We start from the raw sequence: 19,309 nt of genomic DNA, 5'->3' as shown, positions 1-19,309 counted from the left end.
TGTGGTAATAAATGTAATCGTTGAGTTATAAGCGATATCGAGTATTTGATTGTTTATAGACTGTGTCGGTTATGGGTTATTATTTTTTGTGTGCGGGAAGGGGGAAATCATCAGTTGTGAGTTATTAATGTATATTGCATTGCCAATGTTGGAACAAAAAGTGTTGGAATAGTAAATGCTGCACTATTTGCTCAGTATCTGTGAGCATTTACTATTGAATTTATATTTTTGTTAATTTTGTCTTTATTTTTCAGCGATCATCGCATCATAATCAACACCGCTTTCACGGTGAAGACGGCGACATGCTATACCATCTCTGTGGAATAAATGACAACGATGCGCAGTTAAACCCACATTGTATTTTTGACCAACTTCCACATCAAGCGTATCTGCTGCTCTATATATAACATCTGCATCTGCGCTGGCTAGGTTCATGTAAATTTGGGTTTCATTACCTAGCTTTTCTACGATTTGTACTTTGCCTTCGATAGTGGCATCAGCTTGTTCTGCATTCAGTAAATGTTCAGGACGAATGCCTAATGACATTCGATCGCCTATAGTCACTGTTTTACCTTCTACAGGTATCCAAAAGCTTTCATTATTTGCTAGTTTGACTTTGACTCGTTCATCCTCTGTGTCTTCAATCGATACGCTCATGAAGTTCATCTTAGGCGAACCAATAAAGCCGGCTACAAAACGATTGATTGGATAGTGATATAGTTCAAGAGGGCGACCCACTTGTGATACTGAACCCGCATCTAATACCACGATTTTATCGGCCATTGTCATTGCTTCTACTTGGTCATGAGTCACGTATATCATGGTGCAGCCAAGTTTACGTTGCAGTTTAGTAATTTCACTGCGCATATTGACGCGTAATGCGGCATCCAAATTAGAGAGTGGTTCATCAAGCAAAAAGACATTTGGCTGTGATACCAGCGTTCTGCCAATGGCGACACGTTGTCGTTGCCCACCTGAAAGTGCTTTAGGTTGACGTTCAAGTAAGTGAGTTAATTGTAAAATGTCCGCCACATGATGAACACGGGTATCTATTTCAGATTTTTTAGCTTTAGCTAACTTTAAACCAAAGGACATGTTGTCATAGAGGTTGAGATGCGGATAGAGTGCGTAGGATTGAAATACCATACCGACACCCCGTTTTGATGGTTCAACATCATTCATGCGTTCTTCACCGATGTATAAATCACCAGAAGTAATTTCTTCAAGGCCTGCTATACAGCGTAAAAGTGTGGATTTACCACAACCCGATGGACCAACAAAGACGACCAGTTCGCCTTCTTTTATTTCAAGATCGACATTTTTAGAGATAAGTAGCTTGTCGTAAGCTTTACATACATTTTTTAAGGTGACACTGGTCATGTAGTTTGTCCTCGATTAATTTTTATGTTTACGGTCATGATTTCTGTTGTTTATTCCTGAACTCTTATTTAGGAATTTTTATTTATGAAATTTGAAACCATTAATTGTGTTTTATATTAATAAATAATTGCTGCCGTTGATGTATCCTTCTTACAACATTTCTTTTTATTAACAACGAACTAACTAGATACACTTTATAAATACCGAGGTTGCATAATTTGTTATGTAAATGGTAGTAAAAAAGTATAAATATTAGCGCTAAATAGGTTTTATTGGCTATTTATGACCGCTGTTAGGAATCGTTAAAACAAAAGTGTAAATAACACGATCACAATCTATTACTAGTGATTGATAGTTTGCTTATTTTAGACCACCTATACATCATCCTAGTGCAATAATTTGTAGGAGGAGGACAGAGGAGGGGAGGGATAAGACATATTCAACAAAGTGCAGATGTCATTCCACTAATTTGCATTAATTATGATGATTACTATCACACAAAAATTGAATTTGAGATCTTGATCTCGGTTATAGGTAGAGCTGTGTCACGAAAATAGAGTCGAACCCATGGGGCGTAGTGGATAGGATGATGATTAAGCGTTTTAACTTCTAGATAATAAAGTTCGAAATATGGCTTACCCAACGGCTAGCCCTCCATCACAACTAAAAAGGATATTAACATGAAAAAAAATCTAAGTATCGTTGCGCTTTGCACCATGGCTGCATTGGGTTCTTTTAATGCCAACGCGGCGATTGAAGAGGGGCAGCTTACTATCTGGATCAATGGCGACAAAGGGTACAATGGACTTGCTGAAGTCGGCCAACGTTTTGAAGAAGACACCGGCATTAAAGTTACTGTTGCTCACCCTGATGCACTACAAGACAAATTCCCACAAACGGCATCAACGGGCGATGGTCCTGATATCGTTTTTTGGGCACATGACCGTTTTGGTGGATACGCAGAAGCAGGTTTGCTAGTTGAAGTGACCCCTTCTAAAGAAGTGAAAAACGGTATTGTCGATTTTGCTTGGGATGCTGTGCAGTATAAAGGTAAATTCATTGGTTACCCTGTGGCTATTGAAGCGCTATCACTTATTTATAACAAAGATTTAATTGCTACGCCTCCTGAGAATTGGGAAGACATCACGGCGCTGAATACTAAACTGCAAAAAGATGGTAAATCGGCGATTATGTGGAACTTAAAAGAACCTTACTTTACTTGGCCTTTAATGGCTGCTGATGGGGGGTATGCTTTTAAGCCAACGTCTACCGGTTATGATATTAAAAATGCTGGTATTAATAATGCGGGTGTAAAAGGGGCAATGACGTTTGTAAAACAATTGATCGATAACAAGGTTATTTCTCCTGATATGGATTATTCCGTGTCTGAATCTGAATTTACTAAGGGCAATGTTGCAATGACTATTAACGGTCCTTGGTCTTGGGGCAATATTGAAAAAGCTGGCATTAATTATGGTGTGACTACTTTGCCTAAATTTAATGGTAAAGATTCTAAACCATTTGTTGGTGTATTGACCGCGGGTATTAGCACTGCGTCACCTAATAAAGACCTTGCTGTTGAGTTTATTGAAAACTACCTACTCACTAACGAGGGTTTACGTAATATTAATAATGATAAACCGCTTGGTGCTGTTGCATTGAATTCATTTCAAAAAGAGTTAGCTGCTGATGCACGCATTGCGGCAACCATGAATAATGCAAAAAATGGTGAAATAATGCCAAATATCCCACAAATGGGTGCATTCTGGGGAAGTGCAAAAAATGCCATTATCAATATCGTTGATGGTCGCCAAGCAGTAGATGCAGCGCTTGCAGATGCAGAAAAACAAATGGTCAAATAATGACGTTGTTAAGGAGTAAACATCAAGTTTATTCCTTAACACTGGAGAAAGCATTGCTTTCTCCTCATTTTAATTTTTTTCGACTCCATCAATAACACATCACTACTATTAATCATGATGAAAAACAGTTAGTGGTGGCGTTGATTTTAGTAAACAGGGTTCTATATGCAGTCAGTTCAAGGTTCTGGTGCCATTGCACCATCTCCACTTCCTCTTAGTTGGGGAGTGATAATAAAATGGGCCATTTTAGTTTCAGTCGCTATCGTAAACGGTTATGCGTCGATTGTAATGTACTCTCGTGGAGAACTAGCATTTGCATTACTTACCGTCATATTAACATCACTGGCACTGTATATTTTTGGTAGTAAAAAGACCTATGCTCATCGCTATATTTATCCTGGTATTGCGGGCATGATCCTATTTATATTATTTCCATTGGTTTATACCACTAGCCTCGCATTTACTAACTACAGTGCAAAAAACCAATTAACGATAGAGCGAGCACAAAGTGTCTTGTTGGATAGAACATTTCAGAGCGGTCAGAGTTATCCGTTTAATCTCTATCAGACCGAACAAGGTTTTCGTATAGCGGTCATTGATAATGGCCAAACGCTGGCGACAGATAACTTTACAATGGATATTGTTGCCGGACAAAATATTGAACTTAAGGCCGTACAAGAAGTTGATGGTAAAAAACAAAAAATAAAATCAATTATCAAAAACAGGACAAAGCTCAACGACATCAATTTAACTATGCCAAACGGCACAGTGGTAGGCATGAGTGGGCTACGAAAATTTGCCGCAGTACAACCTCTTTATAGCATGCAGTCGGATGGTGAAACATTATTAAATAATGAAACTGAGCAGCGACTTAAAGCGAATATGGAAATAGGATTCTATCAAGTTGTTAATGAAAATAACGAGTTTATAGGAGACCCTATCTCGCCTGGGTTTGTAGTTAATGTCAGTACTGCAAATTTTGAGAAGGTATGGAAGGATGAGGGAATAAAAGAACCTTTTATAGGGATCTTTATTTGGACCGTTGTATTTTCAGCGTTATCTGTATTTTTGACCTTAATTATCGGTTTGGTATTAGCTAGTGTGGTGCAATGGGAAGCACTAAAAGGGCGTGCAGTGTATCGGGTATTACTGATATTACCTTATGCGGTTCCCGCTTTTATCTCTATTCTTATTTTTAAAGGGTTATTTAACCAAAGTTTTGGTGAAATAAATATGGTGTTAGAAGCCCTGTTCGGCATTAGCCCAGCTTGGTTTTCAGACCCTATCACCGCAAGAACCATGGTGGTGATTGTTAATACTTGGCTTGGTTTCCCTTATATGATGATCCTGTGTATGGGGCTTTTAAAAGCGATTCCACATGATCTTTACGAAGCGTCTGCAATCGATGGTGCAGGGCCATTAAAAAACTTTACTAACATTACTTTCCCTCTAATGATTAAACCATTAACACCGTTATTAATTGCAAGTTTTGCTTTTAACTTTAATAACTTTGTAATGATTTACCTATTAACGGGTGGTGGGCCGAATATGATTGGCACTACTGAACCGGCAGGTTATACGGATTTATTAGTGAGCTATACCTACCGCATTGCATTTGAAGGAAGTGGTGGACAAGACTTTGGTCTAGCAAGTGCCATTGCAACAATTATTTTCCTATTAGTGGGCGGCTTGGCATTGCTAAATCTTCGCTTCACAAAACTTGAACAAGATTAAGGAGTTTTTCGATGGCTATAGTACAAGGCAAGAATTTAAAGTATAGAGTGTGGGCAACTCACATAGGGCTTTGGGTTTTTCTATCATTTATTATTTTCCCGTTATTAATGGTAGTCGCAATCTCATTGCGTGAAGGTAACTTTGCAACAGGTAGCTTGATACCCGAAAATCCATCTTTAGAGCATTGGAAGCTGGCGTTAGGTTTCTCTGTCACTAATGCCGATGGCAGTGTCACACCGCCCCCATTTCCTGTATTAACCTGGTTATGGAATTCAATTAAGATTGCGAGTATTTCTTCAATTTTAATTGTTGCCTTGTCAACAACTTCTGCTTATGCTTTTGCGCGTATGAAGTTTGGTGGTAAGAGTGCTATTTTGAAAGCGATGATGATTTTCCAAATGTTTCCGGCAGTACTGGCATTAGTTGCTTTGTATGCGTTATTCGATAAATTAGGACAATACATTCCGTTTCTTGGATTAAATACCCATGGCGGATTGATCTTTGCTTATTTAGGGGGGATTGCACTGCATGTTTGGACCATCAAAGGATACTTTGAGACCATTGATAACTCGCTTGAAGAAGCGGCTGCTTTAGATGGTGCTACACCTTGGCAAGCATTCCGCTTAGTGTTGTTGCCTTTATCGGTTCCGATATTAGCTGTTGTGTTTATCCTTTCGTTTATTGCTGTAGTTGGCGAGGTGCCTGTTGCTTCACTATTATTATCAGATGTTGATAACTATACGTTAGCGGTTGGCATGCAACAATACTTGTACCCTCAAAACTATTTATGGGGTGATTTTGCTGCAGCAGCGGTACTCTCGGCATTACCTATTACTGGTGTATTTTTACTCGCACAACGTTGGTTAGTGGGCGGATTAACAGCTGGAGGTGTGAAAGGGTAGCATCTTTAACTTCTAGATAGCTTTAATAAACGCAATTTATCCCACCTTGTAAATTGCGTTTTTTTTTAACTATTTTAAGCCTACTTTAATCATCATTGATTGATTGATTGGTTGATCCATGAATTAATTTTATGAGTAGCCGTTCTCCCTCCTTATTTGTGATTATACGAGATTATTACCCTTGTAATTATTTTTATGTGCAACTATAAACTAAATATTTATATTTTCTCCTCTGTTTTTATCTATGTTATTAATAGGCATTGATAATGAGAATTAATGTTTTTTAAGAAAAAATAAACTTAAATAACCTCGTCCCAAGTCGTTCTGACTGTATTTACACATATCGCTAAGCTAAAGGTACTAAAAGAAAATACTATTGAAAGTGAACATTTCTTATTCATGTTGTTGAAAGGTTTCGTGTATTGAAATAGTTCTTGGTTGGTTTTTTTGATTCGTTTAGGGCTGGTGTTAAGGCTATTGATAGAACTAGATTCAAGGTTGGCTTTTGTTAATCTCTAAATGAACTAGAACAGTTCGATTGTATTGTTACTCATGTACATACACATGCTATCTTGATGGCGTTATTGCAATGGTTTCGCATCATGAGGGTATTAATAGGCATTGATTTATGACTATTAATTATTGGATGCAGCTTATAGATGTTTTTTATAAGCAGTTACCTATAAATATCTACTTATAAATAAAGAAATGAATTGTCTCTGCACTAAGTCACTTTTTACTGCACTGAGACAATTGATATAATCGGTTAATGGCCAAAAAAAGCAACCACAACGGTATCGTCTTTCAAACTTCTACTAAACACATAAGCATTATCCTGGTTGATAACGTTATGTTTTCCTGCTCCTATTGCAGGATGATTTTTTCTAAATTTAGCAATCGTTTTCCAATGTGTTAGTAAGGATTGACGATCTTTATCTAAATCCCACACCATGTCAGAGCGGGTGCCTTGATGAAAATCATCAGCATATGGACCAATTTTTCTTGCCACTTCATCGCCATAATAAACTTGGATTGCGCCAGGGGTGAGCAACAATGCATTTGCCGCATTTCTTTGCATCTGTAAAGAGTTAAAGCGACTGAAGAATAGCTCCGTATCGTGTGATGACATGTAACTGACCGGATTGAAGTCTTTGCTTTCCTGTATCGTATTGGCATAGTTTTGGTAGGTATTCTTCATTTGGCTGAAACAAGCAGCGCCTTTATCCATTTTCTTTTGCAAATCAAAATTAATCAAAGCGTCAAACCCATCATCAAAATAAGGACTACGATAAGCTGTATGGCCCCACACTTCACCCATCATAAAAAAGGGTAAACCAGATTCACCGTTATTGTTGCGCCATGTCTCTAAACTGTTAATACTTTCTAACTTCAACCTTTTCCAGACACTGGGTTCAACATGTTTAACGGTATCGATCCTAAATCCATCAATACCAAACCGTTTCACCCAATCGGTTTGCCACTCTATTAAATAATCTGACACAGTAAAATTAGCCCGTTTAGCAACACGAGTACCTGCATTATTGAGTAGCCATTCAGGTGGCGCTACCGCTTTGGTTGATTCTGTTATCATATCGGGTAATCCTGCTAAAGAGGACGAAATATCGCTGTTCCCCGGTGACTGATAACCGGGGAACGTTGCTCTTATCCAATCTTTTCCCCACCAATGTTGCCATTGCGAACTTTTATAATTAATTTGCTGGTGAAAACTATGCCAGTTTTGTTCTGACATGGGCTTCCAAGCAGACCATTGAGGTGGCCAATTTGATTGAGGTGTCACAACATCGATTTTATCTATTTGAAGATCGGCTAAGGTAGCATAACCTGCATGGTTAATTACTACATCTAGTAGTACCTTCATCCCGCGTTGATGGGCCTGTTTGACTAACTCATTTAAGTCTTCATCATTTCCAAAATTTTGGTCAATTTTAGTAAAATCTCGTGTCCAGTATCCATGGTAAGCATAAAAGGGAAAGTTACCTTTCTCTCCACCGCCAACAAACCCATGTACTTGCTCGACAATCGGAGATAACCAAATAGCGTCAGTGCCTAAACTTTGAATGTAATCTAGTTTTTGAGTGACACCTTTAAGATCACCGCCATGAAATGTGCCGACTTCATCTAAACCGTCGCTAACACGTCCATAAGATTGATCATTACTAGTATCTGCATTATTAAAACGGTCAATCATAACAAAGTAGATATTTGCATTTCTCCAATTTAATGGGGGTTTCTGTTGAACTGTGCTTGCTGTTGGCAACTTTTCAAGTAGCACTAATCCACCGCTATCAGGGGAAGGTGTGAGCGTTACCTTATTGTTTTTAACTTCGACAATATGGCCCGAATAAGCATCACGTAATTTTGTCGATTCATTGAATAGATTATCCAGATTAATAGTAACTGCGCTTCCTGAATAGACTTCACACTGCAGATTAGGAAGAGGGCGTTTAAAGGTAGTTTTTTGTGAAGTTTTAGGTTGCCGATTAATTTTTAAGGAAGGGGGGCTTTCATTAAATGTGAATGCATAATCTCCGCTAAAACGGACCCGTAAATCAAGCTCTGTTGGCTCACCACAATTTAATGCTAAAGGCTTATTAAATTTTACTTTTTGTGCATTTACTGAAGCACATTTTCCATTAACCTCAGAGATATTTATGGTGTAACTATCTTTTGAAAGCGGGACAACCAAGGGATGTTCGTCTTCAAGTGTAAACTGTCGACTATTTGTAGTGGTAGATATTGCAATATTGGCTGCGAAAACGTTCGGAGCACTGATTAATAATGTGAGAAAAAGAGTATTAAGTTTCATCATTTTACCTTCTTTTAATTACCTTATTACATCATATAAAATTGTATCTATTGACACATCAACCGTCCATCTACGCCTCAGGTTTTTAAAGTAGACCCCTATTATAAATGGTTTAAGGGTGATACTTCTGTTTATGTAAACAGGTAAACTAATAACATCTTGATCATTTAGTTATGCTGTTAATGCGTTTTATAGTTATTCAGTTAACCAGCTATTCAACAATAAAGTAACCACGAGCCATTTATGAAAAAAACTGTTTTTACTTCTCTAATCTGTAGTCTATTTTGTTCTACGTTAACAGCTTATCCTAGTACTTTAAGCTTACCTTGGTTATCACCTATGTTAGGTGACAATATTCCCGGGTGGTCTGTTGATGTATTAAATAAAAATCAGGATCTATTTGATTGTGGCGAAAAAGAAGAAGGTAAAGAGTTTTGCTCTGAAGTTGTTAATTACTATACAACGCCTGTACAGGGACATTTATGGTTAGCAAAGGGAAGTGTAAACAAAATTCAACTAAATGCGCTCTTTACCGCAAATAATTATTCCAAACTTCAACTCAATATTCGTAAGGATGGCTATGTTTTAGCTTGGGTTGAAATTGCAGGAAAACATATTGATATTATTGATCAACTTAAGAACAAACCGTTTCATATTGTTGATAGAGAAGTGATTATGTTTATGAACTCGGGCAGAATATCTTCACCTAGAAGGCTACTGTGGTACCCTGAGACACAATATCAACAAGCCAATCCAAGTCGATATGTTGAGTTTGTAAGTGATGGTGTTACGATAAATGTGAACTTTTTTAAGCTTTAAGGTCACTGACGGGCTCAAGCTATTGCTAATGATGGGTAACTATCAAACTATCAAACTATCCATCAATCAATTAATCTATCAATAGTAAGGTAGGTGGTTGCAATCAACGTCAGTAAAAATATCTGCTGGCGTTGATTTTAAACTAGAACATTATTTATTGATTAGTGAAGGTATTTTAACTCTTGGCGTAGGTAAGTTGCTGCACCTAGTAAACCTGGATTTTTGTGAGTAATAACAAAAGTAGGTATTTTCGTTAAATAGTCTTTTAAACGTCCTTTTTCTTCAAAATATTGTCTGAATTCACTGGCTTCAAAAAATTCAAGAAAACGCGGCACGATGCCACCAGCAATATAAACACCACCCGTACAGTTCAAGCTCATGGCGAGATTACCTGCAAAACTGCCCATTATTTGACAAAAGATATCCAAAGTTTGTCGTGCTATTACACATTTATGGTTTAGTGCTGCTTGGGTTATTTGTTTAGGCTCAATAAATTGAGGGTTCAGTTGCGATAAGTCACACAGACTTTGATATAAATTAACGATACCTTGCCCTGACATCACTTGCTCAGCAGAAACATGGCCAAACTTAGCTTGTAATTGAAACAAAATATCCGCTTGTTGGTGGGTGTTTGCAGTGAAGCTAACATGCCCAGCTTCACCTTCTAGACTGATCCATTTATCAGCGACTTTTATGATATGTGATACACCTAATCCAGTACCTGGCCCAAAAACAGCGGTGTTGCCATTTTCCTGAACTGTACCCGAACCAATTTTTAATTTATCTGATGGCGTTAAGAAAGGCAATGCCATAGAGATCGCGGTATAATCATTGATCACATATAAAGTGCTTAAGTTTAATTGTTCCTTAAGTGCCTTTTGTGAAAATGACCAACTTAAATTAGTCATGGTCACTTGATCATTTTCTACGGGGCAGGCAATACCGATACAAAGGTCATTAACTGCACTATGCAAGGTTGAGAAATAAGCTAACAAAGCTTGCTCTATGGAGGCAAAATCAGCGCAAACATACTCGACCAATTGGTTCAATTCACCAGTTTTAAGATCACAAACCGAAAATCTAATATTAGTGCCACCAAGATCGACTACAACAGCTGACATATTTTCTCCTAAATACTTGTTAACTTTCAACTTAAATTTACCTTTTATCTTTTACTTATAACTATTGATTGCATCAACAAAAATTGTTTGTGCACCTTCTACTTGCAGATTTTTAGCTTCTTCTAAAAGCTTTAGTGCCTTTGGAATATCTTCATTTGCAACGGCATTTTGGATTGATTTTTTATAGAAACTTTCAAGGTTAATCCCAGCAGGAATATTATCACTGGTGTTAATGATGCGTGTTGTCACAACTTGATTGCTAGTAAGCGTTAAGCTTAAATTGCCATAGGCAACATGTTTAGCAAGCGGATCATCGATAATAGGTTGTACTGTATGCTTAGCAATGGCAAAGGCTTTTGCTGGGTGCAAAACTGGCGTTGAACCTGCTAAATCTTTTGCGGTGGTAAAGACCAATAATTTTAGATTATCTCCGCTCATATCAGGCATGATATTAAACTTAGTGGTAAATTTATCGTTATCTAATAATTTTGCCGGCTCGTAGGTAAAGTCGCTGAAGGGCTTTTGGTCAATAAGGTCGCCTGCTTTATTTAGGATAACAATATTAGGTGCATAAAAAGTGTTTTTACTATCGACAAAAGTTTCAATTTCTATATCTAAAGAACCTTTATTGCCAGGCAAAGTAAAGCTGGCGATAGGGCCTGCACTTTCTCCGTTTAGCAATAATTGGTTTGACTTATCAATCGAAAATTTAATATCAGTTGGGATATCTAAGGCTGACCATGTGATCTCTGATATGTTCAATGCAACTTTATTTTCTTGAGGAACGTCGAGTGTCACTGTTTGTGTTTTTGCACAACCTACGATTAAAGTTGATAAAATAATTGGTGCTATCCATTTTTTCATGATTGATTATCCTAATTGTGAGTATCATTTCTGCCACTTTATATCTTCACTGATTAAGAGTGACCAATAATAAGTGTTTATTGTACCTGTATTTGAAAAGACGATTTGTGTTTATTCTTACCTATTATTTCATTCTATAGCTTTGTTAACATTGATTATTATTAGTTTATATTATTTTTAAATCATCCATGTCGCTGGATTTAAAATTGTATGGATAAAAATTTGGTTGGTTTAAAAATAATATCCCTTTAAAAGCTTATTTACTTGTTTTACTCATTCTACTTATTTTCAGAAGGCTAGGTTTCAAGAGTCTAGGTCTCAGGAGTTTAGATATCAAGAAGCCTTGTTTTAAGAAATCTAATTTTGATAAAAGATAATGCTCAATTAAGGAAGTAAACAACACAGTCTAGACATCGACTGTGTTGTTGATTAATAACTTAGTGGCTTACCACCAAGCTTCAGCTTGAACACCAAACTGCATAGTACTGTCGTCACGACCACCGTTAAAGGCATTAACACCGCTGTCTGCGTCTTGATTAATGTAGCTTGCATAAACACGGATTTCAGGACGTGCCCAGATGCTTGAACCTGCGGTCCATGCTTGCGCAATAGTTACTTTACTATTTTTGGTTTTATCACCGTCTGTGTCATCAATGTTATAACCTAACTCAAGGATAGTTTTATGATTCTCATCCCATTTGTAAACAGGACGAATAACCGCTGACATGGTTTTAGTTTTATCATGACCATCCCACATATCTTCACCAACGGCATAAACTAGCTGATGTAACATCTCAATATTTTCACCAAAACCAAGTACACCCCAGTTAATTACACGGTAGCCAGAAGCACCGTCATTTGCTTCAGCACCATACCAGTTACCGCTGCCGTAAAAGGCTAAAGATTTACTGTAGCCTTCAGTACCGTATTGGAATACTGTTTTATTGAAGCCATTATCTAAACCTTGTGTAAATTCAAAAGTTGTCATAACGCCATCTTGTGGATCACCAACAACATCATCAGTGTCATTGACCATCGCATAATCAAGACCAACTTCTAAGCTACCTTTTTCCCATAATGAAATCCCAGCATAACGAATATCAAATGTATTAACGTTTACTGAACCACCTTTGTTGCCACTATCGACAATATCACTACGGTCATTACGTACCCAAGCTAAAGAAAGTTTGCCTGGTCCTACTTGAATGTTTTCAACACCCGCACCTGCACCTGAAATATCCCAGTAGTAAAAATCCGTATGATGTACATCATGACGTTGGTAAAAACGCTTACCGGCCCATAACGTTGCTTCCGGTGCTGCAGAAATTAAACCTTTTGCTTGGACGTTAAACTGACGTAAAGCGAATTGCGCGTCATCTTTACATTCTACTGCATCAGCAGACCCTGAAGTGACAAGCTCACAAGAAGTACCGGTACTTTCCCAATCATTTGATCCGTTAGAGGTCATCGCAACCATTGAATCGAGATAAAATGTTTTGCCATTATCATTATAAACTTCAGACCCTAGCTGAATTTCACCATAAACATCGTCCTCATTACCTAAACGACCAATTTTATTTTTCTCGTGAGCAATTTGTTGTCCGCCATCTGCGTTCATGCCAACACCTGCACGAGCATAACCGTGAAAATCTACTGCAAATGCTGAGCTTGAAAGCAATGCGGTAGATACTGCTGCTGCGATTAAACTTATTTTTTTCATGTTATCAACTCCATTTTTAACTCGCTAATTTTAAAACGATTGGTTATTTATTATTTCTCCGTTATTCCTTTAACTTATTAGATAGACAGTAAAAAGTTTAAGCAACAACAGGGTAGTGTTTAGGAGTTTCCTCCCTTCAAAGTGACTCAACGCTGACTATGTTAGGTGAGATAAAGATGGCTGACTTCCTCCACCTTTATTTTATTTAGGGGGGGGGGGGAAGGAGTAGAGTTACGCCATTAAAATAAAAATGTAGAAGGGGTCACGTATTTAGGGAGGAGGTGGCTGAAAAAGAGTGATCAAGGTAATGTTACTGTACCATTTGAGCTTAAAATTGAGCGAAATTTGTAATCTCTTTCTAATTGTTTTACGCGACTAAATATTCATTAATGACGATAATATTGCGTTAAATCAAAACTCAATAAATTGCTAATATTAGCCCTTAAAATTAGATTGAAATTAATTCTAAAAAGAAGAGTGCACAATCGGCAAATAATGACCTGTAAGTTAACGTTGCAAGTCACTAGAGAAAGGCTTTTAATGCTTGGTTGCTGGTTGCTGGTTAGTAGTTTGTTAAGTTACTAAGTAGATACCCCTTTAGCCTTGAATGCTAAAGGGGATATAAATATAGTCTGTGATAGCATCAAATTAACATTAAATATGATTTTCCTTCTAAGATTAGATGTAATTTGTCTGCTTCAATTTCAAACTGCTGCTCAGTCAATATATCTTGCATTGCACGATGCCATTGAAAGTCGATACAGATGTCTGCATCGGATTTGTTTATGACAACGATCCCTTTATCGCCTCGTGCAAAAACCAACAGATCTTGGTTAGATAAAATAGGGATCATTGGTTCTCCATGGACATAATTATGAAATTTAATCATCTGTTGCATGCGTTTATTTTTCCAAGCGTTAACCCAACGTGGTTGTTGATTTTTACCTTCGATACCGCTGGTATTTAAATCCGCATATATTAATGGCACACCACCATCCCTACCTAATATATATGCATAAGCTAAGTATTCATTTTGTTCTGATAAAATCAAATCTTTAAAGCTATCGTTATTGGGAATATCATGGGTGATCACAAAGGTAATCGCTCTAAAGTTTACTAACGCCTGCCCAAAACAATAAGGGTCGATCAGTGATTCTATATTGCCATTTTCCTGAAACACGTCAAAAATAGTGTTAAATAATGGAAAGTCGTAGGACCCTAAGCTTGTTTTTTCAAGATAGGGTTGCAGAAATAACTCATACTCTTCTTCCGTCGCACCACCATCGGTTATTATTTCACCAAATACATGCATATTTTCAGTGATATCTTTACTCCAAACGCGTTGCAAGTGTTCGAGTGTCATGTGTTTTGCTGCATCGATTCTAAAGCCTTTTACGCCTAGCCTTTTAAGTGCTTTTAAGTATGACTGTTGTTGTGTTATCACATAGTCACATACTTTTAGCGTGGGTAATCCAGGGTCTTCTGCGCCGCCTGTTATTCTTCCATTTTGCACTTCCCAGCAATTTTTCCAGTCTTTAATACCAAAGCCATCAACAAAGTGTGTGCTGTTAAACAAGGGGTTACTTAAATCACCAAAAAGAAGCAAAGATTGATAGTAATATTTATTATCAGCATAGTGTTGAAGATCTTCCTGACTTGGGTACTGAAGATCAGTCCGTAGATAGGCTTCATTGGCCATATGATTAAATACAATATCGGCATAAATATGAAGATCATATTTAGCGAGTTGTTTTATCATATTAGAGAAATCGAGGGTATTACCAAGCTGATTATCAATGATACGATAATCCTGTGGTTGGTAGCGTTGCCACCATTCTGTGCCATTTTTATGTTTAAAAGATTTTAGTGGTGGTGAGACTAATACTGAGTGATAACCCATTTGGCTGATTATTTTTGCTTGCTTAGCAACCTCTGCGTATGACCAATCAAAGGCATGTAAAATTACATTTTCATTACCAAGTTGGTTACTTTCAATATTTACCCGTTTTGAACTGTCTTGATTCTTCAATACTTCGGACGTTGATATATCCAGTTCAATAGTGTGCATGTTAGATTGATACATCATTTTAGTTCTCCTTGGCTATTGCAGCTTGTTGCAATAAACCTAAATAAAATTCAACCCTACCTAAACTCAATCACTTAATTTTATTGTTTTTATATAAACGAAAAAGTTTAATGTAGTTTATTTTTACTCCCGTTCATCATAATTAATTTTCAGAGCAACAGTACATTTATTTTCTATTAGAATATGTCTCATTATAAACGCTGAATAATGGAAGCAATCCACCCGATATCTATATTAGTAGGTTGAATCGGCGGGCGTAGAAGTAGAAGTAGTAAGGTGTTATTACATTTTTATCTGATATCTGAGCTTATTTTAGCCTGTGAAAAGGTACGTGATTATTAACCCCTCATTAAAGTGGTCTACGCTTAAAATTTTTATTATCAATACTTTATAGCCTACCCATATAGGCTATAAAGTATTATTGTTTACTCCAGTTGATCTAAACTACTAGTTTCTGATCTAAGCGGTCATTTTTTAATAAAAACTTAAATCTTTAATTGAAATAGTGTGTTTTCTACTTTTGTTGTACAGCAAGTCCCAGCCCTTGAGATTCTCCTTGTGATTTAATAAAAACCGCAGTCGATAAGGCTGGAACAGTAAATGTACCTTCCGCAAATGATGCACTACTGTCGACTAATCTCGGGTGTAATGTAAAGCCATTAGCGTCTGAAACGGGAAACACTTGTTGTTCATTAGTCGCATTAATAATAGTCACGATGGCGTCTATCTTAGGGTCTAAATCTATACCTGCTGTTGCCCCATCATCAATACTCATTACGATTAATCCTGTTATTGAATCTGCACCTGTATTGTGGAAATCAACGCGTGCTTGTATTTCTGCTTCAGTGGACAAGCTAAATAAAGGGGAACTAGTACGAATTTTTAAAAGTTCTTTAAATCGTGTATCGGTCCACTCAATATCCGCAGTTGTAGGTTGAGCCTGTGGATCTTCAATAATTGTTTGGATTAACGGCCAGTTATCACCATCTTTATCTTGTCTTGGTAAACCCACATTCCAATTATTATTGCTCATATCAAAATTGACTGTATTAAACCAGTCACCTGAATCATAACTATCGCGTTGCATTGATTTTGAGCGCAATAATTCAGATCCCATATGTAAAAACGGAATGCCTTGCCCCAACACGTTGATACTGAGTGATAATATTTGCATTTGTGCTCGTTGCTCAGAAGTTATCTGTGACGCTACTTTGTACATATTATTATCCCAAAGTGTTTGGTTATCATGCTTTGAAACATAGGATATGTTCTCTTGCGGATCTAAGGTATAACCCGCTTGCTGACCGTTGTAATCGATTTCTTTACCTTTTTTAACTACCCCTGTCTGATCTATCAATTTAAAGTTAGCTAGGTTGCCTGCCATGCCTAAGCGGATTATATCTCCATCTTTTCTTAACTTGAGTGAAGCTGCAGTAATATCTTCCTGAAGTTCGTTCCATAATCCTGCTGTGGCAAATCCTTGGTTTTTACGTAGATCACTACCGCCATCGAAGGGGCCTCCACCTCTAACTGCATCACGTAAGCGGTCTGAAAATGTTCCAATACCAGTACCGGCCATATTTAATTGTGTGGCTTGTATAAATAAAGCATCATTAGCTACCTCTCCAAAGTTCCAACCCTCCCCATAAAAGTAATTATCTTCATCAACGGCTTGAACAGCATTAAGTGCATCAATCATTAACTGCTTTGGTTGATGTCCCATTAAGTCGAAACGGAAACCATCAATGTTATAGTGAGTTGCCCAAGTAACTAATGAATCAGTCATTAATTTACCCATCATGATATGTTCTGTTGCTGTATTTGAACAACAGGTCGAGGTCTCAATTCCGCCTGCTGCATTAAGGCGTTGGTAATAGCCTGGTACTATTTTATCCAATACAGATTTATCATTAGTACCTGCTGAGTTGGTATGATTGTAAACGACATCCATCACTACTCGATAACCCATCTCATGTAGTTTCATAATCAACATGCGGTATTCTTCGACTCGTGTAATGCCGTTTGCATTCGTTGCATAACTGCCTTCAGGTGTTGTGTAATGAAAAGGATCATAACCCCAGTTAAAGCTGTCATAAGCCCTTAAGTCGTTGAGTAAAGCTTGGGCTGCCCCTGTTGAAGAATCATAACCTGCGAGTACATCACGTATTATTGAGCCGTTCACTCCTTGATCACAAATCGCTGCAGAGTCATTTATTCCACATAATTTAGCGACCGTGTCATCTAACTGAACTTGCTGTTCAGGATCTTCATTGACCGTGGCAATATCAAACATATTCATCAGATGAATTACATTCATTCCATTATCAGCTAGTGATACTAATTGTTTATAACTCGCTCTATCTGACTCTGTAATGGCAGTGTATTTACCGTCTAATGCATCTGAGCCTCCATCATTAACTGCAGAGGTTAAATCTCGAAGGTGTGTTTCATAAATAAGTAATTGTTCTGGCTCTGTAACAGATGTAATAGATTGAGTATCCCAACCGCTAGGTTTGGCTTGGTTTTCTAAATCAATTACCTGCGAATAGTGACTGTTAGCTGATAAACTTAGAGAGTATGGATCTGTGACTTGTAATGTTTCAACGCTATTTAACGCGGAATGATAAACACTGACTTGATAACGATAATACAGGCCAAGGGTATTGGGGATGTCATCAGTAGCCCATGTGCCATTTGCTTTTCGTGCCATCGTGATAGCTTGACCGACTTGTACAAAATTTTGATCATAAAGGTAAAGAGATACTTTCTTTGCTGTTGGGGCCCATAGTTTAAATGTTGTACTATCACCATTGACGATGGCGCCTAATTGTTCTGTCTGCGCACCAGTATCGCCCGTGGCATAAATTGTATCCAATGCAGGTGCAAGTTGTACGCCTGTGACTTCAAGGATTGTACCTTTGGCATTTTTAGCAACGAGCACTAATTGGCCTGACACTAATGTGTCAATGGGTAAGGTTAATTCAGCTGGAATAGTAAATTCAAAGGCACGGTAATTGTTATAGCGTTTACTTGTATTAGAAGGTAGGTGCGAAGTTTCTGTTAGTGTCATGGCGATGGTTGATGACTGTATTTCACCACTCGCATTGTCGATTGTAAATCCACCATCGGCGAGGTAATGAAGCTCATAAGAGGCGGCATCACCCACTTGCCATGCGATAGTATTAGCATTAATTAATGCGCCTTTTAGATCTTCTAACTTTACGGTAATAGCATCGTTGGGATTATCTAGAATTGTTGTAAAATCCGCGCTTACAAAGCCTTGACGATCTGCAATAGTGGCAAAGGATAATTTTAGGTCAGCTGACTGACTGCCATTTGCTCTGACAATGAAATTAACGCAATCTTGAGCGGTTTGTTTTGATAATGGCAGGACCCAATAGACACCGTTTTCATCTTCACCAGTTGCAGCAACACCTTGATCCCAAACTTCAAACCCTTGAATACTCTCTCCATCTAAGGCACTACAAGCCTCATTATTCCAGACATGTAACGTGGAGTCTAAGCGGTTTTCTGAATCCGACATGAGATAGATCACCGCCTCATTTTCCTTTGCTTTAATCGCATTTGTAGGCGTTTGATCAATTGGATCTTTTTCAATAGGTATTTTATCAGTGGAGTTACTACTCTCGATACATGCTGTCAGTGTTGAAGCTATTAATAAAGGCATGGTATAGCGTGCTAACGTACTGAGTTTAAATTTCATATAGATGTCCCATTGGTATAAATAAATATTGAATGAAGTGCTGATCACGGCTTATTGCAGATCCTAAAGAAAGCGCTACTTAGTTCCTTTAGTGAAGTGGTTCTAGTCATAAGCACTATTACTTCATCTTCCTTGTATCAAGCATTATGTTATTGGGATTTTAATTGGCAGACCTCCTCCATTGTCATCTAATATTGAGGAGGTGTAGAAGGGGTGATAAATAGTGCTGTAAATTTAAAATGTAGTTTGTGTCACTTATTGAAGGCTTAG

Annotated in this window: 11 protein-coding genes; 4 read left to right on the top strand and 7 right to left on the bottom strand. The window is 37.6% G+C overall.

All coding sequences use genetic code 11. The annotated features are described in order from the left end of the window. Positions 1-243 precede the first annotated feature (243 nt). Positions 244-1,380, bottom strand: a complete 1,137-nt coding sequence (malK, locus tag H5084_RS04805; RefSeq protein WP_028870101.1) for a maltose/maltodextrin ABC transporter ATP-binding protein MalK — start codon at positions 1,378-1,380, stop codon at positions 244-246. 680 nt (positions 1,381-2,060) lie between these two features. On the opposite strand from malK, the gene malE reads away from it, so the two are divergent. From malE to malG, 3 genes are all read left to right on the top strand, one after another. Then, positions 2,061-3,242: a maltose/maltodextrin ABC transporter substrate-binding protein MalE gene (gene malE, locus H5084_RS04800; protein WP_028870102.1), complete on the top strand. Its 1,182-nt coding sequence runs from the start codon at positions 2,061-2,063 to the stop codon at positions 3,240-3,242. 165 nt (positions 3,243-3,407) lie between these two features. Continuing rightward, a complete protein-coding gene (malF, locus tag H5084_RS04795; protein ID WP_182689696.1) occupies positions 3,408-4,976 on the top strand; it encodes a maltose ABC transporter permease MalF in 1,569 nt (522 codons plus the stop codon). Positions 4,977-4,987: 11 nt separating this feature from the next. Further along, positions 4,988-5,878 (top strand): maltose ABC transporter permease MalG, encoded by an 891-nt coding sequence (gene malG / locus H5084_RS04790; protein ID WP_182689695.1) that lies wholly within the window; start codon positions 4,988-4,990, stop codon positions 5,876-5,878. A gap of 766 nt (positions 5,879-6,644) precedes the next feature. Here the strand turns inward: malG and H5084_RS04785 are convergent. Beyond that, positions 6,645-8,708, bottom strand: coding sequence for an alpha-amylase (locus tag H5084_RS04785; protein ID WP_259396682.1), 2,064 nt, complete (start codon positions 8,706-8,708; stop codon positions 6,645-6,647). Between the two features lie 240 nt (positions 8,709-8,948). Between H5084_RS04785 and H5084_RS04780 the strand changes: the two genes are divergently transcribed. Then, on the top strand, positions 8,949-9,524 hold the full coding sequence (locus H5084_RS04780; RefSeq protein WP_182689694.1) for a hypothetical protein: 576 nt from the start codon (positions 8,949-8,951) through the stop codon (positions 9,522-9,524). A 161-nt stretch (positions 9,525-9,685) separates the two neighbouring features. Here H5084_RS04780 and H5084_RS04775 read toward each other — a convergent pair whose 3' ends face one another. The 5 genes from H5084_RS04775 to pulA form a co-directional block, all read right to left on the bottom strand. Then, positions 9,686-10,645, bottom strand: a complete 960-nt coding sequence (locus tag H5084_RS04775; protein ID WP_182689693.1) for a glucokinase — start codon at positions 10,643-10,645, stop codon at positions 9,686-9,688. 51 nt (positions 10,646-10,696) lie between these two features. Continuing rightward, positions 10,697-11,509: a MalM family protein gene (locus H5084_RS04770; protein WP_182689692.1), complete on the bottom strand. Its 813-nt coding sequence runs from the start codon at positions 11,507-11,509 to the stop codon at positions 10,697-10,699. 445 nt (positions 11,510-11,954) lie between these two features. After that, positions 11,955-13,229, bottom strand: a complete 1,275-nt coding sequence (locus tag H5084_RS04765; RefSeq protein ID WP_182689691.1) for a maltoporin — start codon at positions 13,227-13,229, stop codon at positions 11,955-11,957. A gap of 643 nt (positions 13,230-13,872) precedes the next feature. Then, a complete protein-coding gene (locus tag H5084_RS04760) occupies positions 13,873-15,315 on the bottom strand; it encodes an alpha-amylase family glycosyl hydrolase (protein WP_220485895.1) in 1,443 nt (480 codons plus the stop codon). A gap of 514 nt (positions 15,316-15,829) precedes the next feature. After that, positions 15,830-19,039, bottom strand: coding sequence for a pullulanase-type alpha-1,6-glucosidase (pulA, locus tag H5084_RS04755; protein ID WP_182689690.1), 3,210 nt, complete (start codon positions 19,037-19,039; stop codon positions 15,830-15,832). Positions 19,040-19,309: the final 270 nt, after the last annotated feature.

The organism is Psychromonas sp. SR45-3, from assembly GCF_014163575.1.
Taxonomy (GTDB): Bacteria; Pseudomonadota; Gammaproteobacteria; order Enterobacterales; family Psychromonadaceae; genus Psychromonas; species Psychromonas arctica.
This window is presented reverse-complemented; position numbering and strand designations above follow the sequence as displayed.

Excerpts from the sequence above, each read along its gene's own strand:
- malK (WP_028870101.1), bottom strand. The coding sequence starts at position 1,380 with ATGACCAGTGTCACCTTAAAAAATGTATGTAAAGCTTACGACAAGCTA.
- H5084_RS04780 (WP_182689694.1), top strand. The coding sequence starts at position 8,949 with ATGAAAAAAACTGTTTTTACTTCTCTAATCTGTAGTCTATTTTGTTCT.
- H5084_RS04775 (WP_182689693.1), bottom strand. The coding sequence starts at position 10,645 with ATGTCAGCTGTTGTAGTCGATCTTGGTGGCACTAATATTAGATTTTCG.
- H5084_RS04770 (WP_182689692.1), bottom strand. The coding sequence starts at position 11,509 with ATGAAAAAATGGATAGCACCAATTATTTTATCAACTTTAATCGTAGGT.
- H5084_RS04785 (WP_259396682.1), bottom strand. The coding sequence starts at position 8,708 with ATGATGAAACTTAATACTCTTTTTCTCACATTATTAATCAGTGCTCCG.
- pulA (WP_182689690.1), bottom strand. The coding sequence starts at position 19,039 with ATGAAATTTAAACTCAGTACGTTAGCACGCTATACCATGCCTTTATTA.
- malF (WP_182689696.1), top strand. The coding sequence starts at position 3,408 with ATGCAGTCAGTTCAAGGTTCTGGTGCCATTGCACCATCTCCACTTCCT.
- malG (WP_182689695.1), top strand. The coding sequence starts at position 4,988 with ATGGCTATAGTACAAGGCAAGAATTTAAAGTATAGAGTGTGGGCAACT.
- malE (WP_028870102.1), top strand. The coding sequence starts at position 2,061 with ATGAAAAAAAATCTAAGTATCGTTGCGCTTTGCACCATGGCTGCATTG.
- H5084_RS04760 (WP_220485895.1), bottom strand. The coding sequence starts at position 15,315 with ATGATGTATCAATCTAACATGCACACTATTGAACTGGATATATCAACG.
- H5084_RS04765 (WP_182689691.1), bottom strand. The coding sequence starts at position 13,229 with ATGAAAAAAATAAGTTTAATCGCAGCAGCAGTATCTACCGCATTGCTT.